Raw genomic sequence first — 26,732 nt, 5'->3', positions numbered from 1 at the left:
GCCGTTTTCGGGGAGGCAGGGACAGCCGACTCGAAAACCCCCAGTCGGAGCCCGACCCGGCCGAAGGCCATTGATACACGGCCGCGGTAGCGGCCCTCCTTGAGGGGTCGCCGCAGGCGTGGACGCGAGGGTGGCACCCGCCGGCTCTTCAACGCGCCACGACACGCCGCGACAAAGCCAAGGTGCGATGGCGCAAGCCGAGCCCCCCAAGGACATCCTCCCGCCAGAAGAACCGCTTCCACTATCCTAGACATATGCCTCGCCCTCCTGTCAGAACGCCGACGCCGCTGCGCGCCAGACGGCCATCTCAGCCCACCTTCGGGGTCGCGCGCGTGTTGTCCAAACGCGGTGTCTGCTCGCGTAGCCAGGCGGAAAAGGCCGCGCGCGAGGGGCGGGTTAAAGTGGATGGAAAGATCGTGCGCGATCCCGAATTCCGGATCACGGGGAGCGAGCGGATCGAGCTGGATGGTGCGGGGGCGGTCGCCGCCGCGCCTGTGTATCTCGTCATGAACAAGCCCCGAGGCGTGGTGGTCTCCGCATCCGACGATCGCGGGCGGGATACGGTCTATGGGCTGCTCGAAGGTGCCGGGTTGCCCTGGGTCGGGCCGGTGGGTCGGCTCGACAAGGCGAGCGAAGGCTTGCTGCTGCTGTCGAACGACACCGTCTGGGCGGCTGGGATCACCGAGCCGGCGACGCACGTGCCGAAGACCTATCACGTGCAGGTGGCGGGACAACCGGACGAGTCGACCATCGCGGCGATGCTCGGCGGAGTCATCGTTGAAGGCGAGCCGCTGCGTGCGGGTGCGGCGGCGTTGTTGCGGCAGGGCGAGAAGACGGCCTGGCTCGAGGTCACGCTCGACGAGGGACGCAACCGGCATATCCGCCGGTTGATGGCGGCGCTGGGGTTCGAGGTCCAGCGACTGGTGCGCGTGGCGATCGGTGACTTGCCCCTTGGCGAACTGGCCAAGGGGCAGTGGCGGCATTTGACTGAGGCTGAGGTGTCCGGCCTGCGGAGGCGGTGAGGCCAGCGCCCATCGTGAGCGGGCTGGCTATCACCGGTTGAGGAAGACCCTCAGCCCTTCAACACGCCCAGCTTCTTTCCCACCCGGGTGAACGCCGTGATCGCGTGATCCAGATGTTCCCGTGTATGCGCCGCGCTCATCTGGGTGCGGATACGTGCCTTGCCTTGCGGCACGACGGGGAAGAAGAAGCCCGTGACGTAGATGCCTTCCTCGAGCAACTCGGTAGCCATGGCCTGCGCCTGCTTCGCGTCGTAAATCATCACCGGCACGATCGGGTGCTGACCCGGACGGATGTCGAAACCGGCTTCGGTCATCTTCTCGCGGAAATAGCGGGTGTTTTCCTTCACCTTCTCGCGCAGGTCGCCGGCGGCATCCAGCATGTCGAAGACCTTGGTACCGGCGGCGACGACGTGCGGCGGCAACGAGTTGGAGAACAGGTACGGGCGCGAGCGCTGGCGCAGCAGTTCGATGACTTCACGGCGGCCGGTGGTGAAACCGCCCAGGGCGCCACCGAGTGCCTTGCCCAGCGTGCCGGTGATGATGTCGATCTTGTCGAGCACGCCGTGCAGTTCGGCCGAGCCGCGGCCGGTATCGCCCAGGAAGCCGGTGCAGTGGCACTCGTCGATGTGGACCAGCGCGTCGTACTTCTTCGCCAGCGCGGTGATCTCGGCCAGCGGGGCGACGAAGCCGTCCATCGAAAACGCGCCGTCGGTGGTGATCAGCTTGGTGCGTGCGCCCGCCGCATCGGCGGCCTGCAGCTGGGCCTCGAGATCGGCCATGTCGCAGTTGGCGTAGCGGAAACGCTTTGCCTTGCACAGGCGGATGCCATCGATGATCGAGGCGTGGTTGAGCGAGTCGGAAATGACCGCGTCTTCCTCGCCCAGCAGCGGCTCGAACAGTCCGCCGTTGGCGTCGAAGCAGGCGGCGTAGAGGATCGTGTCCTCCTTGCCGAAGAACGTGGCGATCTTCGCCTCCAGCTCCTTGTGCAGATCCTGCGTGCCGCAGATGAAGCGCACACTGGCCATGCCGAAGCCGTGCGTGTCGAGCGCGTCCTTGGCCGCCTGGATCACGTCGGGGTGATCGGCGAGGCCGAGGTAGTTGTTCGCACAGAAGTTGAGGACCTTGCGGCCGCCTTCCAGTTCGATCTCGGCCGACTGCGGCGAGACGATGATGCGCTCCTTCTTGAACAGACCCTGTTCGCGGATGGCGTCGAGCTCGCTGGCGAAACGGGTCTGGCCGGGGTAGGTCACGTCCATGAGCAGACCACCTTGCCGCAGTGACCGGCGTCCATCAGGTCGAAGCCCTTCTGGAAATCGTCGATCGCGATCTGATGCGTCAGCACCTTCTGCAACGGGAAGCCGGTGAGCACCATCTGGGTCATCTTGTACCAGGTCTCGTACATCTTCCGGCCGTAGATGCCCTGCAGGGTGAGCCCCTTGAAGATGACCTTGTCCCAGTCGATACCGGCGCCACGCGGCATGATGCCGAGCATGGCGATCTTGCCGCCGTGGTACATACAGTCGAGCATATCGCCGAAGGCGCGGGGGTTGCCGCTCATCTCCAGACCTACGTCGAAGCCTTCGATGTGCAGGTCCTTTACGGTGTCCTTGAGCGACTGCTTGGACACGTTGACCACGCGCGTGGCGCCCATGTCGGCGGCGAGCTTCAGGCGGTAGTCGTTGACATCGGTGACGACCACGTTGCGCGCACCGACGTGCTTGGCGATGCCTGCGGCGATGATGCCGATCGGACCGGCGCCGGTGATCAGGACATCTTCACCGATCAGGTCGAACTCGAGTGCGCAGTGCGCGGCGTTGCCATACGGGTCGAAGAAAGCGGCCAGCTCGGACGGAATCTGGTCCGGGATCGGCCACAGGTTGGAGGCCGGCATGGTCATGTATTCAGCGAAGGCACCGTTGCGGTTCACGCCGATGCCCGTGGTGTTCGGGCACAGGTGCTGACGGCCGGCGCGACAGTTGCGGCAATGGCCGCAGACGATGTGGCCTTCGGCCGAGACGCGGTCGCCGATGTTGTAGCCGGTGACGCCCGGGCCGATCTCGGCGATGCGACCGACGAACTCGTGGCCGATGGTGAGGCCAGGCGTGATGGTGCGCTGGGACCACTCGTCCCACTTGTAGATGTGCAGGTCCGTTCCGCAGATGGCTGTCTTTTCGATCTTGATCAGGACTTCGTTCGGGCCGACCTGCGGCACCGGCACTTCTTCCATCCAGATGCCTTGCTCGGGCTTGCGCTTCACGAGCGCTTTCATCGTCTGCTGCATGGGCTCAAAGGTTCCGTGCGGGGAAGGTCCGGGGCTGGACCCAAACCGCCATTATAGGCCCGTCCATCCCCCGTTCGTGATGCGGCGCGGCATTGCCAGCGAGGGCCCGGGGCCTCTATGGTCGGGACCGCTTTGCAAGACCGACAGGGGCAACGAAAATGCGAATCCGATCGATGATGCTGGGAGCCGCCATGGCGCTGGCGCTGGATGCGAAGGCCGACGAAGGCATGTGGCTGCCGTCGCAGCTGCCTTCGATTGCGAAGAATCTCAAGGATGCCGGCTTTAGGGGCGATCCCAAGGACCTGGCCGACCTGACGAAAGCGCCCCTGAATGCGGTCGTCCGCATCGGCGGTGGCACGGGCTCGTTCGTGTCATCCGATGGTCTCGTGGTGACCAATCACCACGTCGCCTTCGGTGTCATCCAGTACAACACCCGGCCGGACCGCGATCTCATCAACGAGGGCTTCGTGGCGCCGGACCGCGCTGGCGAGCTGCCGGCCAACCCGGATTACCGCCTGCGCGTGACCGTAGGTTTCGACAAGGTCACCGACCGCATCCTGGCGGACGCGAGGGGCAAGACGGGAAGGGCTTACTACGATGCCGTCGATGCGGCGAGCAAGGCACTGGTCGCGGAGTGCGAGAAGGAGCCCGGCATCCGGTGCAGTGTCGCCAACATGTTCTACGGTCGCGACTTCTACCTGGTGCGTCAGCTGGAACTGCGCGACATCCGTCTGGTGTATGCACCGCCCCGGGCGATCGGTAACTACGGCGACGAAATCGACAACTTCGTCTGGCCGCGCCACGCGGGTGACTTCACCATCCTTCGCGCCTATGTCGGCAAGGACGGCAAGCCGGCCGACTTCTCACCGGACAACGTGCCCTATCACCCGCCTTCGCATCTGAAGCTGGCGACGGAAGGCGTGGCCGAGGGCGACTTCGTCATGTTGGCCGGTTACCCGGGCACCACCTACCGTCATCGCACGGCGGCGGAGTTCGCCGACCAGATCGAGTGGCGCCTGCCGACGTCGGTCGCCGTGCTCAAGGGCTTGCAGGACGTGATCGAGGCCCAGGGCAAGGCGGACAAGGAAGCCGGCATCCGCTACGCCTCGCAGCTGCAGTCGCTCAAAAACAACATCAAACGGTTCAGCGGTGAGCTGGAAGGTCTGAAGCGCAGCGACGCCGTGGCGGTTCGCCGTGAGGACGAGGCGGCAATGCTGGCGTGGCTGGCGACCCAGTCCGACGCCGCTGCGCTCAAACCGTCGATCGATCAGGCCATGGCACTGATCGCGCAGGGCAAGGACGTGCGCGACCGCGACCTGCTCTTGGGCCTCCTGACGTCGCAGACTCAGCTGATGCGCGGCGCGCTGTCGATCGATCGTCTGTCGGTGGAACGCCTGAAGGCCGACGCCGAGCGCGAATCCGGCTACCAGAAACGTGACGAGGAACTGATCCAGAGTCAGCTGAAACAGATTCAGCGCCGCTACGACCCGCGCGTGGAGAAAGCGCTGGTGACCTCGGTGCTCACGCGCTATCAGCAGTTGCCGGACGCGCAGCGTCTGCCGGAAGTCGACAAGGTGTTCGGTCGTACACCGGCCGAGCTGACCAGGGCGCTCGACGGCATCTACGGCGCGACGACGTTCGCCGGGGAGGCCGAACGCACGCGTCTGTTCGCCGCCGCGCCTGCCGACGTTGCGAAAAGCAACGACGCCCTGCTGGTCGCCGCCCGCACGCTTCGGCCTGCGCTGCTGCGCATCGAGGAAGAAAAGAAGGCGCGGGAGGGCGATCTCCTTCGCCTGCGCCCGGCCTACATGCAGGCGCTGATCGCTTACCGCGAAAAGCAGGGTAAGGCGGTCTATCCCGACGCGAACTCCACGCTGCGTGTCAGCTACGGCAAGGTCACGCCACTGGCCGCACGCGACGCGGTCAGCTACGCGCCACTGACCACGGTGCAGGGCATCGTCGAGAAGAACACGGGGGCGTTTCCGTTCGATGCGCCCGTACCGCTGATCGATGCGATCCACAAGGGCGACTTCGCGGGCTACACCGACGCGAAGACCGGCGCGATGCCGGTCGACTTCCTCAGCAACCTGGATACGACCGGCGGTAACTCGGGCTCGCCGGTGCTTAACGCCAGGGGCGAACTCGTCGGCCTCAACTTCGACAGCAACTGGGAGGCCGTCAGCGCCAGCTGGATGTACGACCCCCGCTACAAGCGGGCCATCCATGTGGACATGCGCTACATGCGCTGGCTGATGGACAAGGTCTATCCGTCGCACGCCCTGCTGCGTGAACTCGGCGTTCCCGCAAAGTAAGGCGTTCCATGACCTCCGGCACATACCGCCGGAGGTCCCGTCGGTCATTGTTACTTTATAACATCTTCAGGGAGCATCACCTCATGCGTCGTCTCGCCCTTGCTGCCGCCCTCGCGGCCGGTCTCGTCCCCGCCGCGCACGCCGTCGAAGGCATGTGGCAGCCTGCCCAGCTGCCGAAGATCGCAGGCACCCTCAGGCAGCACGGGCTCAAGCTCGATCCGGCCTCACTGACGGATCTGACCGCTTATCCGATGGGCGCCATCGTCAGTCTCGGCGGCTGCACGGCGTCGTTCGTGTCGACGGACGGCCTGGTCGTGACCAACCACCACTGTGGTTACGGCGCGCTCCAGTACAACTCGACCAAGGACAAGAACCTCATCGAGCAGGGCTTCCTGGCGAAGAACTTCGGCGAAGAGCTGCCGGGCTCGCCCGACATGCGCGTCTTCGTCACCGAGGAGATCCGGGATGTCACGAAGGATGTCACCGGCAAGCTGACGGCGACGATGACCGGCCAGCAGCGCTACGACGCGATCGACCGCGCGAAGAAGGAGCTGGTGAAGGCGTGCGAGACCGACGGGTATCGCTGCGACGTCTACACCTTCCACGGCGGCTACAGCTATCAGCTGATCCGACAGCTCGAGATCAAGGACGTACGTCTGGTCTATGCCCCGCCCGAGTCCATCGGCAAGTTCGGCGGTGACGTCGACAACTGGATGTGGCCGCGCCACACCGGCGACTTCAGCTACCTGCGTGCGTATGTGTCGAAGGACGGTAAGTCGGCCACGTATTCGAAGGACAACGTGCCGTATCACCCGAAGCACGTGATCAAGGTGAATCCGCAGGGTGTGGAGGAGGGCGACTACGTGATGGTCGTCGGCTACCCGGGTCGTACCAACCGTTATCGGCTGGCCCAGGAGGTGCAGAGTGCCATCGACTGGAGCTACCCGACGCAGATCAAGCTTTATCAGGAGCAGCTCGACACGATCGCCGCCAACGGCAAGCGCGATCCCGAGGTCACGGTGAAGTACGCCAGTCTCGTCGCCGGCCTCAACAACTATCTGAAGAACTTCGGTGGCCAGCTCGAAGGGCTGCGTCGTGCGGACGCGGTAGCGGTGAAGCAGAAGCAGGAAGCCGATCTCACCGCCTGGCTCGCAAAGCAGGGCGGCGCGGAAAATCAGGCGCTCGCCGGAGACATCGCCCAGCTCAAAGCAAAGCTCGCCGAATACCAGGCCACGCGCGAGCGCGATCTCGACCTGATGCTGATCCAGCGGACACAGCTGTTTTCCGCAGGCGTGCGTCTTGCGCGCCTCGCCGAGGAGCGCGCCAAGCCGGACATGGAGCGTGAGACCGGCTTCCAGCAGCGTGACGAGGTGCGTATCGAAGGCGCGCTGAAGCAGATGGAGCGTCGCTACGACGCGCAGACCGATCAGGATCTGCTGACGAACGCCCTCGTCCGTTATGCCGCGCTGCCGAAGGATCAGCATCTCGCCGGTCTCGACACCTGGCTTGCTGGCGCGAACACGCGACCGGCCATCCAGGCGAAGGTCGCTTCGCTCTACAAGGGCAGCAAGCTGGGCGACACCGCAGAGCGGATGAAATGGTTCAAGGCCGATGCGAAGGCCGTCGCCGCCAGCGACGACAGCATGCTCAAGCTGGCGCATGCCCTGCTGCCGGAACTGAAGGCGATTCAGGATCAGGACGATGCCCGCGACGGTGAACTGGCGAAGCTTCGTCCGCGCTACATGCAGGCGATCATCGCGTGGAAGGAATCGCAGGGCCTGCCGGTGTATCCCGATGCCAACAGCTCGCTTCGCGTCACCTTCGGCAATGTGCAGGGCGTCGCGCCGCGCGACGGCGTGAGCTACGCGCCGTTCACCACCGCCGAGGGCATCGTGCAGAAGGATACGGGTATCGAGCCGTTCGATGCGCCCAAGGCTGAGACCGACGCGATCAGGGCAAAGGCCTACGACGGCTACGCGTCGAAGAAGCTGGGTACGTTGCCAGTCGACTTTCTCGCCGATCTCGACATCACCGGTGGCAATTCGGGTTCACCGGCACTGGATGCGAAGGGCCAGCTCGTGGGCCTCGCGTTCGACGGTAACTGGGAGTCGGTGAGTGGCGACTGGCTGTTCAACCCGAAACTCAATCGCTCCATCCAGGTGGATGTGCGCTACATGCTGTGGGTGATGCATCACCTGGACCATGCCGACAATCTGCTGAAGGAGATGGGCGTGCCGACGAAGTGATGTCGGCGGTTCGTCGCTTCAGGCGAGAAGCTTCAGCAGGCCGAGAGCCGCTGCGAAGAGACCCGCCGCTGTAACGAAGGGATACCACCGTGCCTCAGCGTCGATCTTCGCGGTCTCGGCCATGAGCTTGCCGATTTCGGCGCGGACTTTTTCCAGCTCGTCGGGTGACATGCTTCCGGTCTCGGTTTTCTTTGGGGGCGGGGGCGGCATGCGTTGTCCACAGGGTATGTGGATACGGGTTGCATAACCGTGTGGATAAGTCGGCATATCGCTTTGCCGACAAACACTTCGGTTCGTCTGATCACTTAATGATCAGCGCGGTGCTCAGTGCTCCACCGTCGATGCTGCTTTTTCGTCTGAGGTGCTGATGCCTGGTTGAAGAGCCTAGCCCACCCTGCGAAGAAAGCCAGGTCGGATGTTCCCGATTCTCAATGCAGTCTTATCCACACCTTGTGTGGATACCGACTGCATAACCGTGTGGACAAGTCCGATTCAGGCTTACATAGCAACGACTTGGGTTGTGCTGGTCAATCGTTGCTCACCGCCGGGCGGGCGTGAGTCACGATATCCACAGGCCATGTGGATACCGTTTGCATAAGCCTGTGGACAAGTTTGCAGATCCCTTGCGCATCATGCTCTTGCGTTGAGCTGGTCAACGGGTGACCACGGCGGTCGCGTCACCGCACCGGACGACACGCGTCGATGCAGGTCAGATACGCCTTGTGCCGTGCGTAATCGATCGTCATGCGGAAGGACTGAAGGAGATTGGCGCCCGCCGCGCCGAAAACCGTCCCATCCATATAAGAAGACATCGTGTCGACGAAACTCTTGTCCGGCCGCTCGGTGAACCAGACAGGTCCGACGGACCAGCCGCCGACGGCGACGGCAGGTACCTGGATCGCGCGTGTCGCCTTCGCCGCACCGAGCAGATCATCGGCCTGATCGACGAGCTTCCAGTCGGGATGCTTCTCGTGCCATCGGTTCATGACGCTGGTGGTCACGTAGCTGGTGACGCCGTAGCCCTCGACGACCGGCGTGGCCATGGCGTGCTGGCCTGCGACCGTCGGATGCGCGGTGGCACCGGTGTCGAGCAGTACATCGAGAGCTTGCCCGTCGATGGTCAGTGTGATCCGTGGGAACGGGCTTCCGAGCTTGCCCTTGCGATTGACGAGAAACCCGAGCGGCACGGTATGAGCGGATGCATCCGAGCGCCAGCTGGCGTCCTCGAAGACGAGGCGCTTGCGCGGATAGTCGAAGGTCACGATGAAATCGGAGAGATACCAGCCGCTGAGCATGCCGTTCTCGACCGAGCTGCGCGGCCAGTCGACGTTGCTTGCCATGCCGCAGTTTCTTGGAGACCGCGGCAGCGCCTTGCCTGGCGCAAAGGCGGGCGTGACGAACGTCCTGTCACCCTCGCAGGACGATTCGACGAGGCCCATGGCGCGTCCGGGATCGCCGTAGACCAGCCAGCTCCTGCCGCCGCCCCCTGTGTCCACGACGAGCTTCAGTGCATGGCCGGCAGTGTCGGCGGGCGTGGCGAAGAAATGTCCTGCCTCGTAGACCGTGGGCACAACCGTCGCGGCATCCGCCGCAGTGATAACCCCCATCATGGCGGCAAGCGCCAGCGCAACACGCAACATGCTTCCGTTCTCCCTTTGAGTGCCCGCCGATCTTACCGGCTGCGGTACCCTTGCGATCGTTTGCTTCGTCGTACCCTGGCATGACCCTCGATCACCGTCCTCTCGCCGTTTTTCTGATGGGCCCGACCGCCTCGGGCAAGACGGCGCTTGCCTGTTCGCTGGCCGACCGCTACCCGATGGGCCTGATCAGCGTCGATTCGGCCCTCGTCTACCGCGGGCTGGATATCGGTTCGGCGAAACCCGACGCGGCGACGCTGGCGCGTTACCCGCACGAGCTCGTCGACATTCGCGATCCGGCTCAGCCGTATTCCGCGGCAGACTTTCGCTCCGACGCCCTGGCGGCGATGGACCGGGTGCGAAAGGCGGGCAGGGTGCCGCTGCTCGTCGGCGGCACGGGCCTTTACTTCCGGGCGCTGCAGCAGGGGCTGTCGGATCTGCCCGAGGCCGATCCGGCCGTGCGGGAGCGGATCGGCGCCGAGGCGGCGCGGGTCGGCTGGGCCACCATGCACGAGCGGATGGCCGAACGCGACCCGGTGGCCGGTGCACGTATCCGGCCGGGCGATGCCCAGCGCGTCCAGCGCGCCCTCGAGGTCATGGAGCTGACCGGCCGGACACTCACCGAGCTCCAGCAGGGCGGTAGCCGCGAGCCGTTTCCCTGGCGGGTGCTCAAGCTGGCGTTGCTGCCGGATGACCGCAAGCTGCTTCACGAGCGGATAGCCGCCCGCTTCGACACCATGATCGCCGGTGGTTTTCTCGATGAAGTGAAGCGACTCCGCGCCCGCGGCGACCTGCATGCCGAGCTTCCGGCCATCCGTGCGGTGGGTTACCGCCAGGCCTGGGAGTACCTCGATGGTCAGGGAGACGCCACGAACTTCCGCGACCGTGGTATCTATGCAACGCGGCAACTCGCCAAGCGCCAGATCACCTGGTTGCGCGGCGAGCTCGACGCACGCACGTTCGACCCGGACCGGGGGGATCCGCTGCCGGGGGCCGACGTGGCACTTCAGCAGTTCCTGGGGATGCCGCGGGCTTCACGCGCGGCGCTTCCAGCCGGTATTTAAAAGCAGTTAAGATTCAAATCACTTGGACCGGGGCGCCGTCAGGCGTTCTTTTTACCCGGTCCCGTACGAAGGCGTAGGGGAGAAGAAGAAATGTCCAAAGGGCAATCGTTGCAGGATCCGTTTCTCAATGCGCTTCGTCGCGAACGCGTGCCGGTCGCCATCTATCTGGTGAACGGCATCAAGCTGCAGGGCACGATCGAGTCGTTCGATCAGTTCGTGGTGCTGCTGCGCAATCAGGTGAGCCAGATGGTGTACAAGCACGCCATCTCCACGGTCGTGCCCAGCCGCAACGTGCGGGTCGGTGGCCACGAGAACCACGCGGAAGCCGGTGCGGGCGACGTCGAGGGTTGAGGGGCCCCCGTCGGCGACCCATATGTAAAAGAGCGGGTGCGCGTATCCTTGGGGTACGCGCACCCCTTCCTTTTTTGATGAGGTCATCCCCCTAAGTGTTCGACAGGCAAAAGAAAGGCGATCGCGCGGTGCTGGTGCTGCCGCATTCCCGCGGCGAAGGCGACGCCATTCGTCGCGGCGAGGAATTCGCCGAGCTGGTGGCTTCCGCCGGTGCCGAGGTCCTTGCGACCATCTCCGCCCGCGTGGAGAAGCCCAACCCCCGTTTCTATATCGGTACCGGTAAGGCCGAAGAGGTCGCCGAAGCCGTGCGCGCGCTGGAGGCGGACGTGGTCCTCGTCGACCACGAGCTGACCCCTGTGCAGGAGCGCAACCTCGAAAAGCAGCTGCAGACCCGCGTGGTCGACCGCGCCGGCCTGATCCTGGACATTTTCGCCCAGCGTGCCCGCTCCCACGAAGGCAAGCTCGAGGTGGAACTGGCTCAGCTCAAGCACCTGGCGACCCGGCTGGTCCGGGGCTGGACCCATCTTGACGCCCAGCGTGGCGGCGCCATCGGCAACCGCGGCCCGGGTGAAACCCAGCTCGAGACCGATCGCAGGCTGCTGGCCGAGCGCGTGAAGATGCTGAGCAAGCGGCTCGAGAAAGTGGGGACCCAGCGCGACCAGCAGCGCCGCTCGCGGCTGCGCAATACCGTGCCCCGGGTCGCCCTGGTGGGCTATACCAACGCCGGCAAATCCACGCTGTTCAACGCGCTGACCACCGGGGGCGTCTACGCGGCGGATCAGCTGTTCGCCACGCTGGACCCCACGGTGCGCAAGATCGACGGCCTCGCGTGCGGGCCCGCGGTAATCGCCGACACGGTGGGTTTCATCCGCGAGCTCCCGCATGACCTCGTGGCGGCTTTCCGCGCCACGCTGGCCGAGGCGCGCGACGCCGACCTGCTCATTCACCTAAGTGACGCCGCGGACGAAGAGCGCGAGCTGCTCCGTCGCGTCGTCGACGAGGTGCTGGACGAGATCGGGGCCGGGGATGTGCCCCAGCTGTCGGTGATGAACAAGGTCGACCTGATCGACGTCGAGCCACGGGTGGATCGCGGGGACGACGGCAAGCCGCGTCAGGTCTGGCTCTCCGCCGCCACGGGGCAGGGTATCGAAGGGCTGCGAGAGGCGTTGGGCGAACTGCTCGGCGGCGACCGCATCCGCACGGGTCTTGAGCTTCCGCTCACGGCGGGCCGGCTGCATGCCCGCCTCAAGGCGGCGGGCGCGATCGCCGGCGAGGCCATCGACGAGCATGGCTGGCATCTGGATATCGACGCGCCGCGATCCGTTCTGGCGCCGTTGCTGGGCGACGATGTGCATGCCGGGCCGCTCCGCGAGCTGATCGATCCGCCGCATCCCGCGTTCTGAGCGAGCACCCGCCTTACCCTATCTGATAGAATTCACGTCGTTTGCGTGCCCGATCGGCGTGGTGACGGGCCTTCGCGTGCCCGGCGCCGCTTCCCCGCCGCCCGGGCCACCTCATGGCTTGCCAGCCGCCCACCCTCGGTCCCCGAAGGAGACTGTCGCCCATGGCTTGGAACGAACCCGGTAACGGCCAGAAGGATCCCTGGAACCGCAACCGGTCGAGCGGGCGGAAGCCCGATCTCGACGGTGCGCTGAAGAGCCTGAAGGCACGCTTTGGCAAGTTCGGCGCCGGCAGCGGCGGCGTGACTGCCATCGTGCTGGTGTTCATCGTGGCCTGGCTGCTGGTCAGCAGCTACACGGTCATCGATGCGCGTCAGGTCGGCGTGGTGCTGCGCTTCGGCCAGTTCTCGCGCATTCTGCCGCCCGGCTTTCATCTGAAGGCGCCCAGCCCGGTCGAGACGGTGACCAAGGTCGAGACGACCCAGATCCGCTCGGTCTCGGACAACGTGTCCATGCTGACGCGGGACGAGAACATCATCGCGATCGACTTCAACGTGCAGTATCAGGTCTCCGATGCGCGCAAGTTCCTGTATTCGAACGCGGATCGCGAAGAAAACACCATCCACAACGCGGCCGAGGCGGCCGTGCGTTCCGTGGTCGGCGCCAACATCATGGACAACATCCTGACCACGCCGGGCGTCGACACGCCGGCGCCGGATCAGGCGCCGGCCGCCGGTGTCGCGCCCGCCGCGAAGGAAACCCTGCAGCAGCAGACCCGCGACATCCTCCAGGCCACGCTCGACAAGTACGACGCCGGCATCCTGGTGACGGGGGTCAGCTTCCAGAACGTTTCGCCGCCCAAGGAAGTGAAGGACGCCTTCGACGACGTCAACGCCGCGCGCGAAGACAAGCAGAGCGAAGAGAACAACGCCCGCGCCTACGAGAGCCGCGTCGTGCCACTGGCCCGTGGCGACGCCGGTCGTATCTCGGCCGTCGCGGAAGGCGATCGCGTGGAGCGCATCGCACGCGCCAACGGCGAGGCCGAGCGCTTCAATCTGTTGCTCAAGGAATACCGCGCCGCTCCCGAAGTGACGCGCCGCCGCCTGTGGCTGGAAACGGTCGAAGAGGTCATGGCCGGCAATCCCAAGATCGTCGACGGCAGCAACGGCAAGAACATCATCCAGTTGCCGGTGGAAGCGCCGAACAGCTCGATTCGCAACGTACCCGGTGTCGGTACTGTCGTGCAGTCGGCCACCACCGACGCCAACCCGACGCCGAACCAGCCGCAGCAGGGGAGCGCCCAGTGAAGATCGTTTCCGGCCTCATCGTCGTCCTCATCGTCCTGCTGGGCTTCAACAGCGCCTTTGTCGTCAGGGAAGGCGAAAACGCGTTGCTGTTGCAGTTCGGCCGTATCGTCCGCGCGGATTACCAGCCGGGTCTGCACTTCAAGATTCCCGTCGTGCAGCAGGTCATGCGTTTCGATAACCGCATCCTGGGGCTCGATGCCCAGCCCGAGCGTTATTTCACGCTCGAGAAGAAGAGTGTCAACGTCGACTTCTACGTGAAGTGGCGTATCGCCGATAACGCGGCGTATTACCGCGCCACGTCGGGCGACGACACCCAGGCGATCCAGCGCCTCACGCCCATCGTCAAGGACGCCCTGCGTCACGAGTTCAACTCGCGCAAGCTGGAAGACCTGATCGCCGGCGGCCGTGAAGACATCACCGGCCAGGTGCGTAAGGACACCGACGCCGCCGCACGCCAGAACCTCGGCATTTCGGTGGTCGACGTACGCATCAAGCGCATCGACCTTCCCGACGAAGTCAGTGGCTCGGTCTACAAGCGTATGCGCGCCGAGCGCCTGCAGCTGGCCAACGAGCTCCGTTATACCGGCCAGGAAAGCGCGGCGAAGATCCGCGCCGACGCCGACCGTCAGAAGTCGGTGCTGGTGGCCGATGCGGAGCGTGACGCGACCAAGGTCAAGGGTGATGGCGACGCTCAGGCAGCCGCTATCTACGCCCAGGCGTACAGCCAGGATCCCGAGTTCTTCGCTTTCTATCGCAGCCTGGCGGCTTATCGTAAGTCGTTCGCCGATGGCAAGGGCGTGCTCGTCCTCAAGCCCGATTCCGAATTCCTGCGCTATCTCAACGACGGCCCCGGCCGTCAGCGCTGATCCCTATACACATCGCCCATCCGGGCAACGTCACTTAGAGAGAACCGTCAACATGGGTAAGTCAGTCGTTATTCTGGGCGCGCAATGGGGCGACGAGGGCAAGGGCAAGATCGTCGATCTTCTCACCGAGCGCGTCGGTGCCGTCGCACGTTTCCAGGGTGGCCACAACGCCGGCCATACGCTGGTGATCAAGGGCAAGAAGACCGTCCTTCACCTGATCCCCTCGGGCATCCTGCGCGACGACGCGCTCTGCCTGATCGGTAACGGCGTCGTGCTGTCGCCGGCCGCGCTGATGAGCGAAGTCGCCGAGCTCGAGGCTCAGGGCGTCGACGTGCGTCCGCGCCTGAAGATCTCGCCGGCGACCCCGCTGATCATGCCGTACCACATCGCCGTCGATAAGGCGCGCGAAGTCGCCTCCGGCGCCAAGGCCATCGGCACGACCGGTCGTGGCATCGGCCCCGCGTACGAGGACAAGGTCGCGCGTCGCTCCATCCGCGTCGCCGATCTGATGTACCCGCACGAGCTGCCGGAGAAAGTGCAGGCCGCCGTCGAGTATCACAACTTCGTGCTGACCCAGTGGCTGAAGGCCGAGCCGGTCGACTATCAGACCGTCCTCGACGAAGCCCTGACGTGGGGCGAATACCTGCGTCCGATGGTCGACGACGTCGCCACCATCCTGCACGACGTGCGTAAGGAAGGCGGCAATATCCTGTTCGAAGGTGCGCAGGGCGCGTTGCTCGACATCGACCATGGCACCTATCCGTACGTCACTTCGTCGAACACGACGGTGGGCGGCGCGCTCGCCGGCACCGGCGTCGGCGCACGTGACATCGATTACGTGCTCGGTATCTGCAAGGCCTACGCCACCCGCGTAGGCGGCGGTCCGTTCCCGACCGAGCTCAACGACGAGATGGGCGAGCTGCTGCGCAAGAAGGGCAACGAGTTCGGCGCCAGCACGGGTCGTCCGCGTCGCTGCGGCTGGATCGATCTGGTCGCGCTCAAGCGCGCCGTGCAGATCAACGGCATCGACGGCCTGGCGATCACCAAGCTCGACGTGCTCGACGGCCTGGAAAGCATCAAGGTCTGCATCGCGTACGAGTACCGCGGCAAGCGTCGCGAACTCGCTCCGCTGGACGCCGACGGCTGGGCCGAGTGCAAGCCGGTCTACCTCGAGTTCCCGGGCTGGGAAGAGTCCACCGCGGGTATCCGCGACTGGAACAAGCTGCCGCCCGCCGCTCGCGCCTACCTGCGCGCGGTCGAGGAACTCTCGGGCTGCAAGCTGGCGCTGGTCGCCACGGGCGCCGATCGCGATGACACGATCATCCTCGACGACCCGTTCGGCGGTGCCGACAACTGCTGATCCGATGCAGTGATGCGATACGAAAAACGCCAGCCGTGAGGCTGGCGTTTTTCGTGGACGACTACGGATGCTCGCCCGGGCGCCCTGCTTCCAGGGCATGCAGATCGATGTCCTTCACCGACACCGGCCGATACCGCTCATCGAACGCCACATCGCCCAGCGTCCATCCGGCCTTGCAGCGCACCGCGCCCCAGAACCGCCGGAAGGCGTTCCAGTGCAGCCCTACGAGGCCCTTCCCGTTATCGGCATCCACCATCGGATCGCCCACGCCGGTCGGCCGGATCGGCTCGCCGTACAGGGCCGTGCCAAACACCACGTCCCACACTGAAAACACCTGCCCGAAATTGCAGTTATGCAGCGTCGGCCGATCCGGATCCACCAGCATGTGATGCAGGCGATGGAACACCGGTGACACGAACAGCCGGTCGAATACCGGCCCGAAACGCACGCGCACATTCGCATGCGAAAAATTCTGCACGAGCTCACCCAGCAGCATCAGCCAGGCGAAATCGGTCGGCGCCACGCCGATCACCAGGCCGACACCGGCCAGTACCATCGACTGCAAAAAACCGTCGACGAGGCTGCCGCGATCGTTGGTCCAGCAGCTCATCTGTCGGGTGCTGTGATGCATGCTGTGCAGCGCCCACCACCAGGGCAGCGCGTGCTGCAGGCGATGCATCCAGTAATAGACCAGGTCGTAGATGACGTAATAGACCAGGAACAGCGCCAGCGGATGTCCGTCGAGTGCCGGGATCCAGTGCGTGATGCCCAGCAGTGAGTCGTCGCCTGCCTGGCCGTTGTCCGGACCGCCGAAGGCATTGCCGATCGGTGTCAGCACCAGATAGCTGAACATCGGGAAGATGCCGAGCAGCATCATCAGCGTGTACTGCCGGTCGACCCGTGTCAGCCTGCGGTCCGTCCAGCGCTCGGCCGGAATCACCGACTCCAGCGGACGGAACAGGAAGCCGATGATCGCCACTTGCAGGATGGATATGAGGATGGCCTCGGCGATCTCACGCGGGTCGCCGGCCAGGCCGTTCAGATGGAGAAAGGTCAGGAACGGGACGATGGCGTGGAGACTCGTCCAGTCGACCAGTGAGGACCAAAGCGCGAACATGCCGCCTACCTTCGCCGGTGCCGCGGAGGTGCACGCGGCCGATCGGGCCATTAAGCTTCACGCCTCTTTCGTCGGGCTTTCCGCATGCGTGACATTCCCGGTATCCGTCTCGACGTCCATGTGGGGCAGGGCATCCTGCCAGTCGTGGACGAGCTGGCCGGCCTCCGTATCGCCGTGTTTCGTGACTGGCCCTATCTGTACGAGGGCGACCGCGATTACGAGCGTGGCTACCTTGCCTCGTACGCCGCGTCGCCGCGCAGTGTGTGCGTCGTGGCTCGCGAGGCGTCGGGGCGGGTGATCGGTGCGTCAACCGGGGTGCCGCTCGCCGATGATGGCGAAGCGTTTCATTCGGCTTTCCTGGCGCGTGGCATTCCGCTCGACGATGTTTTCTATTTCGGTGAGTCCGTTTTGCTGTCACCGTGGCGCGGGCGTGGGATCGGGCACGCATTCTTCGACGCTCGTGAGGCGCATGCCCGGACCGTCGGCGAATTTCGCTGGACGGCCTTCTGTTCGGTCCGGCGCGAGGCGACCGATCCGCGTGCGCCGGATGACCACCGCGGCAATGAGGCGTTCTGGCGGGGTCGCGGCTACGCGCCTGTGGACGCTATGTTCTGCACGCTCTCGTGGAAGGAGCGGGGCGATGACGTCGCGACACCGCACACTCTCGACTTCTGGATGCGCGAACTCGATCGTGCAAAGGTTTCCCAATGACTCGTTCGCTCGCCGACTGGCTCACCTATCAGGAAAGCACGCACCCGCGTGACATCGCACTGGGACTCGATCGCGTCCGCGCCGTCTGGACCGCGATGGGCTCGCCGCGCCCCGCGCCGAAGGTGATCACCGTGGGGGGCACCAACGGCAAAGGCTCGACGGTCGCACTCATCGAGGGCATGCTCCGGGCCGCCGGCTATCGCGTGGGTTGCTACACGTCGCCGCATCTCATCCGCTACAACGAGCGCATCCGCATCGATGGCATCGACGCCGGCGACGAGGCCATCGTCGCATCTTTCGAGCGGATCGAACGCGCGCGAGGCACCATCCCGCAGACGTACTTCGAGTTCGGCACGCTGGCGGCGATCGACCTGATGTCCCGCGCGTCGCTGGATGTCGCGGTGCTCGAAGTCGGGCTCGGCGGACGACTGGATGCCGTGAACATCATCGACGCCGATGTGGCGGCGATCACCACGATCGATCTCGATCACCAGGACTGGCTGGGCGGGGACCGCGACAGCATCGGCCGCGAAAAGGCGGGGATCGCCCGCGCCGGGCGCCCGGCGATCGTGGGCGAGTACGCACCTCCCGAGGGCCTGCTCACCGCCCTGGCAGGCCTCGGCGCGCGCGTGATGCGAGCCGGCGACAGCTTCCGGGTCAGCCGGCACCCGGGCGCCGGGACACGCGGCTGGACCTGGACCCACGCCGACGGCACCGTCCTCGATCTGCCGCTTCCCGCGCTGGATGCGCCCGTCCAGATCGATAACGCGGCCACCGCTATCGCGGCCATTCACGCCCTCGGCCCCACACGGGATGTCCCGCCCGGAGCGATACGCCACGCGCTGGCCAGTGTGCGGGTACCGGGGCGCTTGCAGAAAATCGCCGACCGACCTGCGACGCTGGTCGACGTCGGACACAATCCACAGGCGGCCAGGGCGCTGGCCGAGTGGATCGACGCGCAGCCGGGTCGCGTGAGGGTGCTCGCTGTCTACGGCGCGCTGTCGGACAAGGACACCCATGGGGTGATCGCTGCACTGGGGGATCGCGTCAACCGTTGGTACGTCGCCGGACTGGACCGCGATACGCCTCGCGGGCTGACAGCCGACGCACTGGCGGCGAGCCTTGTCGCGACTTTGCCGGGCGCGGTACATGCCAGTTTCGCCAGCGTGGAAGCGGCCTGGGCCGCGGCGCGCGCCGATGCGGGTGAAGACGACATCGTGCTGTTATTCGGCTCGTTCTTCGTCGCGAGCGTCGCCCTGGCCGCCGCGAGGTGAACGCCGCGAGGGGAAGGGCGTCGGGGGCACCCCTTTGCCGGTTATAATCGCCGCGATTCGCTTTGCGCCGGTCGTATGGAGCCTTCCTTGAAAACACGCCTGCTGGGTGCCGCGGTACTGATCGCGTTGCTGGTCCTGTTCGTGCCGATGATGTTCTCCAGCGCGCCGCCGAAGTCCGACGCCGACCAGACGGTCAGCCTCGAGATTCCGCCGGCCCCGGATCGCGAGCTGCAGACCCGTACGCTCGATGTGGCGCCGAATGGCTCGCCGGCGTCCGCCAGCGGCTCGCAGCCCGCCGTCGGCGCCCCGGCCTCGGGCACGCCGTCGGCTGTCGCTGCTCCCGCGCCCAGCCCCGCCGCGGTCACGCCGGGTGGCGGAAGCAAGCTGGCTTCGGTGGACATCGCCTCGCGCAAGCCTGCCGATGCACTGCCCGAAGACTTCGCGCCAGCGAGCAAGCCCGCGACCACCCCGGCCGCTCCCGCGCCGGCCACCCGGCCACCGAAGCCGGTGGCCGCGACCGCGCCGCCTGCCGCCGAGGCCCTGCCCGCCGGTACGGCCGGGCGTGGCAGCTACACGATCAACCTCAGTGCCTACGCCGATCATGCCAAGGCCGACGCCCTGGTCCAGAAGGTGAAGGCCCTGGGTTACCCGGTCAGCACATCCGCGTCCAATCAGGCGGGCAAGGCGCTGACGCGCGTCTCCGCCGGCCCGTTCGAGACGCGCGCCGCCGCCGAGGCCGCTCGTCTCAAGATCACGGCCGCCGTACCGGGCGCTCCCGCGTCGCTGTCCTCCAGGCCGGAGACGCAGACGGCTGACGCACCCGCCCCGGTGCGGGCTGCCGCCGCTCCCGCGCCCGCCGCACCCGCCGCCGTGCCGGCCGCTGTGCCGACCCCGTCGCCACGAGCCGGCGGTTTCGCCGTTCAGGTTGCCGCGGTCAGCAGCGAGGCGGAAGCCACGCGACTGCGCGACAAGCTGCGTGGTGCGGGCATCGCCGGCTACATCGACAGCGTCGCCTCCAGCTCGGGTGCGAAGCTCTGGCGCGTGCGCGCTGGCCCGCAGACGCAGCGTGACGATGCGGCGCGTCTCAAAGATCAGATCAAGGCCAAGGTCGGCCTCGATGGCGTCATCGTACCGGCCCCGTAACGGGCACTCCCGGATGACCACGACAGCAGGGGGCGGCCGGTGAGCTGGGTGGACTACGTCATCATCGGCGTGCTGTTCATCTCGGCCTTGATCGGCCTGGTGCGCGGCCTCATTTCCGAGGTGTTGTCGCTCGTGGTGTGGGTTTGCGCGTTCTGGGCGGCCTGGACGTTCGGGCCGCTTATCGCACAGCGGCTCGAAAGCAGCATTTCGCTGCCGATGGCGCGGATCGGCATCGGTTACGGCGTGTGTTTCATGGGGGTCCTGCTCGTGGGCGGGATCTTTCGCTTCCTGATTTCCCGACTGGTCGCCAGCACCGGCGTGGGTGGACCGGATCGCCTGTTCGGCATGGTGTTCGGCGCCGTGCGCGGCGTGCTGATTGTCAGCCTGGTGGTGTTCGCGCTCGGTTTCACGCCGCTGCCGAACGAACCCATCTGGCGGGAATCGGCGCTGCTGCCGCAGTTCGCCGCGCCTGCCGCATGGCTCGGTCAACAGGTGCCGGCCAACGTGCGTCAGTACCTGCATCCGCCAGCGGCGCTGCAGGACATGAAAATGCCCAACGTTTCCTTGCCGAGCAAGGATGAACTGATGAAACTTCGCGACCTGACGATGCCAGGGCAGGCCTCGAAGAACGATAATGCTCACCCTGCCGCCGCGACCACGACGGCCACTCAGTAGAAGGCAACACCATGTGCGGAATCATCGGCATCGTCGGTACCACGGAAGTGGCATCGGCCCTGTATGACGGCCTGACCGTCCTGCAACATCGCGGGCAGGATGCCGCCGGTATCGCCACCGTGGACGGCGCGCGCCTGCGCCTGCACAAGGGCAACGGCCTGGTGCGCGATGTCTTCAACTCCGCCGGCGTCAGCAAGCTGCGCGGCCGTATCGGGATCGGCCACTGCCGTTACCCCACCGCCGGCTCCGAAGGCACGGAGGAGGCGCAGCCTTTCTACGTGAATTCGCCTTACGGCATCGCCTTCGCGCACAACGGTAACCTCGTCAACACCGAGGCGCTGCGCAAGGAAATGTTCGAAGACGACCGCCGTCACATCGACACGGACTCCGACTCCGAGGTTCTGCTCAACGTCCTCGCCCACGAGCTGCAGGTCGACGACCGCGGCGCGCTCACGCCGGAGCATGTGTTCAAGGCGATCACCAACGTGCACGCCCGTGCGCGCGGTGGTTACGCCTGTATCGCGCTGGTGCTGGGCTACGGCCTGATCGCCTTCCGCGACCCCAACGGCATCCGTCCGCTCGTTCTCGGCGAGCGCGTCTCGGCGGAAGGCCGCGAATACGCGGTCGCTTCCGAGTCGGTCGCGCTCGACGTGCTCGGTTTCAAGCGCGTGCGCGATATCGAGCCGGGCGAAGCCGTCATCATCACCGAGGGCGGTGAACTCCACGCCCAGCGTTGCGCCGAGGGCGCGGTGCATGCCCCGTGCATCTTCGAGTACGTCTATCTGGCCCGTCCGGACTCGATGATCGAAGACGTCTCGGTCTACAAGGCGCGCCTGCGCATGGGCGAGAAACTCGCCGAGAAGATCCTGCGCGAGCGCGGCCCGGATCACGGTATCGACGCGGTCATCCCGATTCCCGACACCTCGCGCACGGCGGCCAGCTCGCTGGCGCAGGCGCTGGGCGTGCCGATGCGCGAAGGCCTGGTCAAGAACCACTATATCGGCCGCACCTTCATCATGCCGGGCCAGGGCGAGCGCGTGAAATCCGTGCGCCGCAAGCTCAATACGGTCGAGCTCGAATTCCGCAAGAAGAACGTGCTGCTGGTGGATGACTCGATCGTCCGCGGTACGACCTCGCGCCAGATCATCCAGATGGCGCGCGACGCCGGGGCGAAGAACGTCTATTTCGCGTCCGCCGCGCCGCCCGTGCGTTACCCGAACATCTATGGCATCGACATGCCGGCCGCTTCCGAGCTGGTCGCCGCCGGCCGTACGGTGGAGGAAGTCGAGAAGGCACTGGGTGCCGACTGGCTGATCTATCAGGACCTCGAAGACCTCGTCTGGGCGGTCAACGACGGCAACGAAGACCTCAAGCAGTTCGACACGTCGTGCTTCTCGGGCGAGTACGTGACCGGTGTGGACGAGGGCTTCCTCGAGCAGCAGGAAGCGATGCGCTCTGACTCGGCCAAGAACGAACGCCGTACCGCCTGACGACTGATGGCGGCACGGGATCGTGCCGCCAGTCCCGCGATGAACGACGCCCACGATCTGCACGCGGCCGCGCGGCGCTGCCTTGACGCCGCCGCCCCCGCGGAAAAGTTGCGACTCAGCTTCGAGACGTTCGCCGCGCTCGATCGCGGTGAACTGCGTCCCGATGCGGGATCGCCGCCGCCGCTGCCCATCGGCCTGCCCGGGCGTCCCGAGCGTCCGCGCCTCGTCCCGTCGCGCGAGCTTTCACAGCGTGGCCTGGGTTCCGCGGAAGGACGCGCCGCGCTGGTTCACGCCATCGCGCACATCGAGTTCAATGCGATCGATCTCGCCTGGGACGCGGTCTATCGCTTTCGTGGCAAACCCGACGCGTACTACCGCGACTGGGCGTCCTGCGCCAACGACGAGGCACGTCATTTCACGATGCTGTCGGGTCGTCTGGCCGAGCTCGGCTACGCCTATGGCGATTTCGATGCGCACAACGGTTTGTGGGAAATGGCGGAGAAGACCGCGCACAGCGATACGGCGCGCATGGCTCTCGTACCGCGTGTGCTCGAAGCGCGTGGGCTCGACGTCACGCCGGGGATGATGGAGCGTCTTCGTCGGCAGCAGGATGAACGCACCGTCGCCATCCTCGAGGTCATCCTTCGTGAGGAAGTGGCGCATGTCGCGGCCGGCACGCGTTGGTTTCACTGGTGCTGCGAGCGCGACGGTATCGAGCCGGAGGCGACGTTCGCCCGGTTGCTCGATGACTACATGAACGGGTCGCTGCGCGGGCCGTTCAATCTGGATGCGCGGCGAGCGGCGGGGTTTTCCGAAAGCGAGCTGGTCTGGCTGGCGACGCTGAGCTGACCGACTCTGGTGGAAGCCAGCCCCCTTGGTGATTCAACCCGCCGACAAGCCGCGGAGTTCGACGCGATCCCCATCGATCGCCAGCACCGACCCATGGTCGTACCAGTCGCCCAGCACAATCCGCTGCGCGGCGTCTCCATCGAGCGTGAAGTCGTGAACGGCGGGACGATGCGTATGCCCATGCACGAGCCGACGCACGCCGGCGTCGCGCATCGCGCTTTCGACGGCGTTCTGATTCACGTCCATGATCGTCTCGTCGATACGCCCCGTGCGTGACTTGCTGTCGCTGCGCGCCTGCGCGGCGAATGCACGGCGTGCGGCAAGCGGCATCGACAGCACCTGGGCTTTCCACGCCTCCGTACGAACCTGCGCACGCACCGTCTGGTATTCGACGTCGTCGGTGCACAGCACGTCACCGTGCATCAGCAGCGTCCGCGCACCTTCGATGTCGTGAACGGTGCCATCCTCGAGAAGGGTCATGCCTGCACGCGCGGCGAAGGTCTCTCCCAGTAGGAAATCGCGATTGCCCGCCATGAAATAGACGGGCACACCGCCGTCGCGCAGCGCGCGGGTGGCGTTGGCGATGCGGTCCGGAAGCTCGGCATCGTCGTCGTCGCCGATCCATGCCTCGACCAGATCCCCGAGGATGTAGAAGGCCGACGCCGATCGCGCTTCGTCCGACGCCAGAAACTGTTCGAAAAGGGTGGTGATACCGGGGCGTGCATCGTCCAGATGCAGGTCGGCGATGAACAGCGTGCTCATGCGGCCTTCGGCGTGGCGGACTTCTTTTCGGTTTTCTTAGTCGCGGGCCTGGCCGGCTCAGTGGCGGCAGGCTTGGCTGCCGGCGCGGCGGGAGCCGATGACGACGCGGCCGGGGCGGCTTTCTCCTCGCCCACCACGCTGGCCGTATCGATGATCACCAGCGGGTTGGGCACGTCGCCGACGAAGGGGCCCTGCGCGCGGGTAGGCAGTCCGGCGATCTTGTCGACGACGTCCATGCCGCTCACGATCTTGCCGAACACGGCGAAGCCCCAGGTCAGGCCGCTCTGGTTGCTGACGTAGTCGAGCCGGCGGTTGTCGACCAGGTTGACGAAGAACTGCGACGTACCCGAATTGGCGTCCGCACCGCGGGCGACCGCGACGGTGCCGCGCAGATTGGACAGACCGTTGTCGGCCTCGCTGGGAATGGCCGCGCGCGTGCGACGCTGGGTCAGGTCGCGGCTGTAAAGGCCGCCCTGGACCAGATAGCCGTTGACCACGCGATGGAAGACGGTGCCGTCGTAGAAGCCGTCACGGACGTACTGCAGAAAGTTGGCGACGCTCTTGGGCGCCTTTTCCGGATACAGCTCGAGTGTGAAGTCGCCTTGCGTCGTGTGCATCACGACCCTGGGATGCTCCGCCGAGCCGGTGGGCGGAGCCGACGGTTTGGCAGGCTGCTGGGCCAGCGCCGCGACGGGCAGGGCGAGAAGGACGCTGGCGAGGACGGCTTTGAGCATGGGTGACCGGTCGTGGCGGTGGAACAAGCTGGTCATGATACGCCCCTTGGTCATTCCGTCACGATTTCCAGTTCGAGGCCGAGCTCGGCCAGCGGCTCCCGCTCCTGGTCGAGATCGGCCTCGGTAAGTGGATGCTGGTCCAGCCAGTCGGCGGGCAGGGTGAGACGAAGGCGCTGGCGCGTGGCGACGGCGCGGATGCGCGGCAGGGCCTCGGCACGCCGGGCGCGTCGGAACAGCACGCCCAGGCGGAGGATGGCGGTGATGTGCCGCGCGAGAACCCGGTAACGCACCGGGAGCGCCGTGATGACGGACTTCTCCGGCTTGCGCCGGTGCGATTCGACGATGGCCGCCAGCAACTGCTGCTCCTGGCGCGAGAAACCCGCCAGGTCGGCATGGCGCAGGATGTAGGCGCCGTGGCGCTGATGCTGGCTGTGGGCGATGGCGAGACCCAGCTCGTGCACACGGGCCGCCCACGACAGCCATTCGCGGGCATCGTCGTCCAGCTTCCAGACCTTGGCCAGCTGATCGAACAGGCTCAGCGCGGTGGTTTCCACGCGACGCGACTGCGCCTTGTCGACACCATAGCGCGCGGCCAGCGAATCGATGCTCGCCATGCGGGGATCGGTACCCGCCGAACGGCCGATCAGGTCCCAGAGCAGGCCCTCGCGCATCGAGCTTTCCGATACGCGCAGGCGTTCGATACCCAGAGCCTCGAAGGCGGCTTCGAAGATGGCGACGCCGCCGGCGAACACTTCCGCACGGTCGTCGGCCAGGCCGGGCAGCTTGAGCGTGGCCGAGGAGCCTTGCTCGATGATCGCCTCGCGCACGGCGGCCAGGGCCTCCGGCGTGACGCCGTCGTCGGAGAGTTTCATCGCGCGCACGACGGAACCGATGGCTTTGGAGGTGCCCGACGAGCCATAGGCGTCGGCCCAGCCGGCTTCGCGGTAATCCTCGGAAAACTGCTGAAGGAGGACGCCGATTTCACGGCGCGCCTTCTGCCAGCGCTTGCGGGTGATCTTGCCGCCGGGGAAAAACCGCAGCGTGCTCGCGATACAGCCAACCTGCACGCTCTCGGTCAGCAGCGGCGCGTTGCCCCGGCCGATGATGAACTCCGTACTGCCACCGCCGATATCGATCACCAGCCGGTGGTCGCGCGATGCCGGCAGATCGTGGGAGGCGCCAAGAAAAATCAGGCGACCTTCTTCACGGCCCGAAACGATCTCCACCGGATGCCCGAGTGCGGCTTCCGCCGCCGACAGGAACGCGTGCGGCGACGCGAGACGACGCACGGTGTTGGTGGCGACCGCGCGCACATGCAGCGCCGGAATGCCGGCGATGCGCTGACCGAAGCGCGCCAGGCTGGCGAGCGCGGCGGCGCGGTGTCCCGCGTCGAGCGTGCCGTCCGGACGCAGGCCGATCGCCATGCGCACGGAATCGCGCAGGCGGTCGATCACGCGGGGCTCACCGTGTTCGTACCGCGCTACCACCATGTGGAAGCTGTTGGAGCCCAGGTCGACGGCGGCAAGCAGTTCACCGTCGTTGATCTGCGATTTACCTGTAGAGGCCAAAGGTGCATTCCGCAGTGGCGTATCGGTGGATTCTGGCATGGTGCTGCGCGCGAGGGTAGGAGCGCGCCCTGCGCGCGACATGGAAATCGCGCGCAGGGCTGTAGTGGCCGGGTATTTGAGGACCACGCATAGGAGCGTTAAGCCGCCATCCTCTCAAACTCGGCTGGCGGGCGGTAGTCGAGCGCGGAGTGCAGGCGCTCGTGGTTGTAATAGCGAACCAGGTAGTCGATCGCGTCTTGTGATGCCAGAGCTCGGGTCGGGAAGGTTTCCTCGCCGAACCACTCCTGTTTAAGGCTTCGGAAGACGCGTTCGACGACGGCGTTGTCCCAGCAGTTCCCCTTTCGGCTCATGCTTTGAACGATGCCGTGCCGGGCCAGATGTTGGGTGTAGCGATCGGAGGTGTACGAGGCGCCCTGGTCGGTGTGGATGACTAATCCGGGAGCCGGCTGGCGCAAGCCGATGGCCAGTTCGTTGGCCTTGATGGCCAGTCGTGAATCGGGCGTGTGGCTTGTGGCCCAGCCGACGATTCGCCGGGAGTACAGATCGACCACGATGGCCAGATA

The 26,732-nt window shown here is 65.8% G+C and carries 24 protein-coding genes; 15 read left to right on the top strand and 9 right to left on the bottom strand.

Annotated elements, in window-relative coordinates:
• Positions 1 to 332: 332 nt before the first annotated feature.
• On the top strand, positions 333 to 1,022 hold the full coding sequence (locus J2X57_RS19850; RefSeq protein WP_309869741.1) for a pseudouridine synthase: 690 nt from the start codon (positions 333 to 335) through the stop codon (positions 1,020 to 1,022).
• 50 nt (positions 1,023 to 1,072) lie between these two features.
• On the opposite strand, the gene kbl is transcribed toward J2X57_RS19850, so the two are convergent.
• Positions 1,073 to 2,278 (bottom strand): glycine C-acetyltransferase, encoded by a 1,206-nt coding sequence (gene kbl / locus J2X57_RS19845; RefSeq protein ID WP_197062412.1) that lies wholly within the window; start codon positions 2,276 to 2,278, stop codon positions 1,073 to 1,075.
• Positions 2,269 to 3,291 (bottom strand): L-threonine 3-dehydrogenase, encoded by a 1,023-nt coding sequence (tdh, locus tag J2X57_RS19840; protein WP_043698085.1) that lies wholly within the window; start codon positions 3,289 to 3,291, stop codon positions 2,269 to 2,271. Before tdh ends, kbl begins: the two co-directional genes overlap by 10 nt.
• 170 nt (positions 3,292 to 3,461) lie before the next feature.
• On the opposite strand from tdh, the gene J2X57_RS19835 reads away from it, so the two are divergent.
• A complete protein-coding gene (locus tag J2X57_RS19835) occupies positions 3,462 to 5,615 on the top strand; it encodes a S46 family peptidase (RefSeq protein ID WP_309869737.1) in 2,154 nt (717 codons plus the stop codon).
• 83 nt (positions 5,616 to 5,698) lie between these two features.
• Positions 5,699 to 7,861 (top strand): S46 family peptidase, encoded by a 2,163-nt coding sequence (locus J2X57_RS19830; RefSeq protein ID WP_309869735.1) that lies wholly within the window; start codon positions 5,699 to 5,701, stop codon positions 7,859 to 7,861.
• An 18-nt stretch (positions 7,862 to 7,879) separates the two neighbouring features.
• Here the strand turns inward: J2X57_RS19830 and J2X57_RS19825 are convergent, their stop codons facing one another.
• Entirely contained in the window at positions 7,880 to 8,032 is a 153-nt protein-coding gene (locus J2X57_RS19825) for a hypothetical protein (RefSeq protein ID WP_309869732.1), read from the bottom strand.
• 506 nt (positions 8,033 to 8,538) lie between these two features.
• On the bottom strand, positions 8,539 to 9,501 hold the full coding sequence (locus J2X57_RS19820; RefSeq protein ID WP_309869729.1) for a hypothetical protein: 963 nt from the start codon (positions 9,499 to 9,501) through the stop codon (positions 8,539 to 8,541).
• 80 nt (positions 9,502 to 9,581) lie between these two features.
• Between J2X57_RS19820 and miaA the strand changes: the two genes are divergently transcribed.
• The 6 genes from miaA (at position 9,582) to J2X57_RS19790 (ending at position 15,846) form a co-directional block, all read left to right on the top strand.
• Complete coding sequence (gene miaA / locus J2X57_RS19815; protein ID WP_309869726.1) at positions 9,582 to 10,562, top strand: tRNA (adenosine(37)-N6)-dimethylallyltransferase MiaA; 981 nt, start codon at positions 9,582 to 9,584, stop codon at positions 10,560 to 10,562.
• Between the two features lie 90 nt (positions 10,563 to 10,652).
• On the top strand, positions 10,653 to 10,913 hold the full coding sequence (hfq, locus tag J2X57_RS19810; protein ID WP_036111888.1) for an RNA chaperone Hfq: 261 nt from the start codon (positions 10,653 to 10,655) through the stop codon (positions 10,911 to 10,913).
• Positions 10,914 to 11,008: 95 nt separating this feature from the next.
• The gene (hflX, locus tag J2X57_RS19805; RefSeq protein ID WP_043694853.1) at positions 11,009 to 12,316 is read left to right on the top strand and encodes a ribosome rescue GTPase HflX; all 1,308 of its coding nucleotides are present in this window, start codon (positions 11,009 to 11,011) and stop codon (positions 12,314 to 12,316) included.
• Between the two features lie 161 nt (positions 12,317 to 12,477).
• Positions 12,478 to 13,620: a protease modulator HflK gene (locus J2X57_RS19800; RefSeq protein ID WP_052191338.1), complete on the top strand. Its 1,143-nt coding sequence runs from the start codon at positions 12,478 to 12,480 to the stop codon at positions 13,618 to 13,620.
• Positions 13,617 to 14,486 carry a protease modulator HflC gene (gene hflC / locus J2X57_RS19795; protein ID WP_036111893.1) on the top strand — a complete coding sequence of 290 codons (870 nt, stop codon included), beginning with the start codon at positions 13,617 to 13,619 and terminating at the stop codon, positions 14,484 to 14,486. Before J2X57_RS19800 ends, hflC begins: the two co-directional genes overlap by 4 nt.
• Positions 14,487 to 14,538: 52 nt before the next feature.
• Positions 14,539 to 15,846, top strand: coding sequence for an adenylosuccinate synthase (locus tag J2X57_RS19790; protein ID WP_036111897.1), 1,308 nt, complete (start codon positions 14,539 to 14,541; stop codon positions 15,844 to 15,846).
• 61 nt (positions 15,847 to 15,907) lie between these two features.
• Here J2X57_RS19790 and J2X57_RS19785 read toward each other — a convergent pair whose 3' ends face one another.
• A complete protein-coding gene (locus J2X57_RS19785; RefSeq protein ID WP_309869713.1) occupies positions 15,908 to 16,963 on the bottom strand; it encodes a sterol desaturase family protein in 1,056 nt (351 codons plus the stop codon).
• Positions 16,964 to 17,047: 84 nt separating this feature from the next.
• Between J2X57_RS19785 and J2X57_RS19780 the strand changes: the two genes are divergently transcribed.
• The 6 genes from J2X57_RS19780 to J2X57_RS19755 all read left to right on the top strand — a co-directional run bounded on the left by J2X57_RS19780 (position 17,048) and on the right by J2X57_RS19755 (position 23,105).
• Positions 17,048 to 17,674: a hypothetical protein gene (locus tag J2X57_RS19780; protein ID WP_052191337.1), complete on the top strand. Its 627-nt coding sequence runs from the start codon at positions 17,048 to 17,050 to the stop codon at positions 17,672 to 17,674.
• The gene (gene folC, locus J2X57_RS19775) at positions 17,671 to 18,948 is read left to right on the top strand and encodes a bifunctional tetrahydrofolate synthase/dihydrofolate synthase (protein ID WP_043694848.1); all 1,278 of its coding nucleotides are present in this window, start codon (positions 17,671 to 17,673) and stop codon (positions 18,946 to 18,948) included. The genes J2X57_RS19780 and folC overlap by 4 nt, the downstream gene beginning before the upstream one ends.
• Positions 18,949 to 19,035: 87 nt before the next feature.
• Positions 19,036 to 20,091, top strand: a complete 1,056-nt coding sequence (locus tag J2X57_RS19770; protein ID WP_043694845.1) for an SPOR domain-containing protein — start codon at positions 19,036 to 19,038, stop codon at positions 20,089 to 20,091.
• Between the two features lie 48 nt (positions 20,092 to 20,139).
• Positions 20,140 to 20,766 (top strand): CvpA family protein, encoded by a 627-nt coding sequence (locus J2X57_RS19765; RefSeq protein WP_239709085.1) that lies wholly within the window; start codon positions 20,140 to 20,142, stop codon positions 20,764 to 20,766.
• An 11-nt stretch (positions 20,767 to 20,777) separates the two neighbouring features.
• Entirely contained in the window at positions 20,778 to 22,256 is a 1,479-nt protein-coding gene (gene purF, locus J2X57_RS19760) for an amidophosphoribosyltransferase (protein ID WP_036111911.1), read from the top strand.
• Between the two features lie 6 nt (positions 22,257 to 22,262).
• Positions 22,263 to 23,105, top strand: coding sequence for a ferritin-like domain-containing protein (locus J2X57_RS19755; RefSeq protein WP_308847699.1), 843 nt, complete (start codon positions 22,263 to 22,265; stop codon positions 23,103 to 23,105).
• 33 nt (positions 23,106 to 23,138) lie between these two features.
• On the opposite strand, the gene J2X57_RS19750 is transcribed toward J2X57_RS19755, so the two are convergent.
• The 4 genes from J2X57_RS19750 to J2X57_RS19735 form a co-directional block, all read right to left on the bottom strand.
• A complete protein-coding gene (locus tag J2X57_RS19750; protein WP_309869701.1) occupies positions 23,139 to 23,867 on the bottom strand; it encodes a UDP-2,3-diacylglucosamine diphosphatase in 729 nt (242 codons plus the stop codon).
• On the bottom strand, positions 23,864 to 24,601 hold the full coding sequence (locus tag J2X57_RS19745; RefSeq protein WP_309869744.1) for a peptidylprolyl isomerase: 738 nt from the start codon (positions 24,599 to 24,601) through the stop codon (positions 23,864 to 23,866). Before J2X57_RS19745 ends, J2X57_RS19750 begins: the two co-directional genes overlap by 4 nt.
• Before the next feature lie 50 nt (positions 24,602 to 24,651).
• The gene (locus tag J2X57_RS19740; RefSeq protein WP_197062411.1) at positions 24,652 to 26,208 is read right to left on the bottom strand and encodes a Ppx/GppA phosphatase family protein; all 1,557 of its coding nucleotides are present in this window, start codon (positions 26,206 to 26,208) and stop codon (positions 24,652 to 24,654) included.
• A 98-nt stretch (positions 26,209 to 26,306) separates the two neighbouring features.
• The coding region (locus J2X57_RS19735; protein WP_309869696.1) for an IS3 family transposase at positions 26,307 to 26,732 on the bottom strand (426 nt) is incomplete at its 5' end.

The sequence above is a fragment of the Luteibacter sp. 1214 genome, assembly GCF_031455395.1.
GTDB classification, from domain to species: domain Bacteria; phylum Pseudomonadota; class Gammaproteobacteria; order Xanthomonadales; family Rhodanobacteraceae; genus Luteibacter; species Luteibacter mycovicinus.
Note: the sequence above shows the minus strand (reverse complement) of the source record. Positions and strands in the feature narration are given on the sequence as shown.

Bases quoted from the DNA above. Each gene is read 5' to 3' on its own strand.
- miaA (WP_309869726.1), top strand. From the start codon at position 9,582: ATGACCCTCGATCACCGTCCTCTCGCCGTTTTTCTGATGGGCCCGACC.
- J2X57_RS19835 (WP_309869737.1), top strand. From the start codon at position 3,462: ATGCGAATCCGATCGATGATGCTGGGAGCCGCCATGGCGCTGGCGCTG.
- J2X57_RS19820 (WP_309869729.1), bottom strand. From the start codon at position 9,501: ATGTTGCGTGTTGCGCTGGCGCTTGCCGCCATGATGGGGGTTATCACT.
- J2X57_RS19785 (WP_309869713.1), bottom strand. From the start codon at position 16,963: ATGTTCGCGCTTTGGTCCTCACTGGTCGACTGGACGAGTCTCCACGCC.
- J2X57_RS19780 (WP_052191337.1), top strand. From the start codon at position 17,048: ATGCGTGACATTCCCGGTATCCGTCTCGACGTCCATGTGGGGCAGGGC.
- folC (WP_043694848.1), top strand. From the start codon at position 17,671: ATGACTCGTTCGCTCGCCGACTGGCTCACCTATCAGGAAAGCACGCAC.
- purF (WP_036111911.1), top strand. From the start codon at position 20,778: ATGTGCGGAATCATCGGCATCGTCGGTACCACGGAAGTGGCATCGGCC.
- J2X57_RS19740 (WP_197062411.1), bottom strand. From the start codon at position 26,208: ATGCCAGAATCCACCGATACGCCACTGCGGAATGCACCTTTGGCCTCT.
- kbl (WP_197062412.1), bottom strand. From the start codon at position 2,278: ATGGACGTGACCTACCCCGGCCAGACCCGTTTCGCCAGCGAGCTCGAC.
- J2X57_RS19800 (WP_052191338.1), top strand. From the start codon at position 12,478: ATGGCTTGGAACGAACCCGGTAACGGCCAGAAGGATCCCTGGAACCGC.
- J2X57_RS19745 (WP_309869744.1), bottom strand. From the start codon at position 24,601: ATGCTCAAAGCCGTCCTCGCCAGCGTCCTTCTCGCCCTGCCCGTCGCG.
- J2X57_RS19750 (WP_309869701.1), bottom strand. From the start codon at position 23,867: ATGAGCACGCTGTTCATCGCCGACCTGCATCTGGACGATGCACGCCCC.
- J2X57_RS19790 (WP_036111897.1), top strand. From the start codon at position 14,539: ATGGGTAAGTCAGTCGTTATTCTGGGCGCGCAATGGGGCGACGAGGGC.
- hfq (WP_036111888.1), top strand. From the start codon at position 10,653: ATGTCCAAAGGGCAATCGTTGCAGGATCCGTTTCTCAATGCGCTTCGT.
- J2X57_RS19830 (WP_309869735.1), top strand. From the start codon at position 5,699: ATGCGTCGTCTCGCCCTTGCTGCCGCCCTCGCGGCCGGTCTCGTCCCC.
- tdh (WP_043698085.1), bottom strand. From the start codon at position 3,291: ATGAAAGCGCTCGTGAAGCGCAAGCCCGAGCAAGGCATCTGGATGGAA.
- J2X57_RS19825 (WP_309869732.1), bottom strand. From the start codon at position 8,032: ATGTCACCCGACGAGCTGGAAAAAGTCCGCGCCGAAATCGGCAAGCTC.
- J2X57_RS19755 (WP_308847699.1), top strand. From the start codon at position 22,263: ATGGCGGCACGGGATCGTGCCGCCAGTCCCGCGATGAACGACGCCCAC.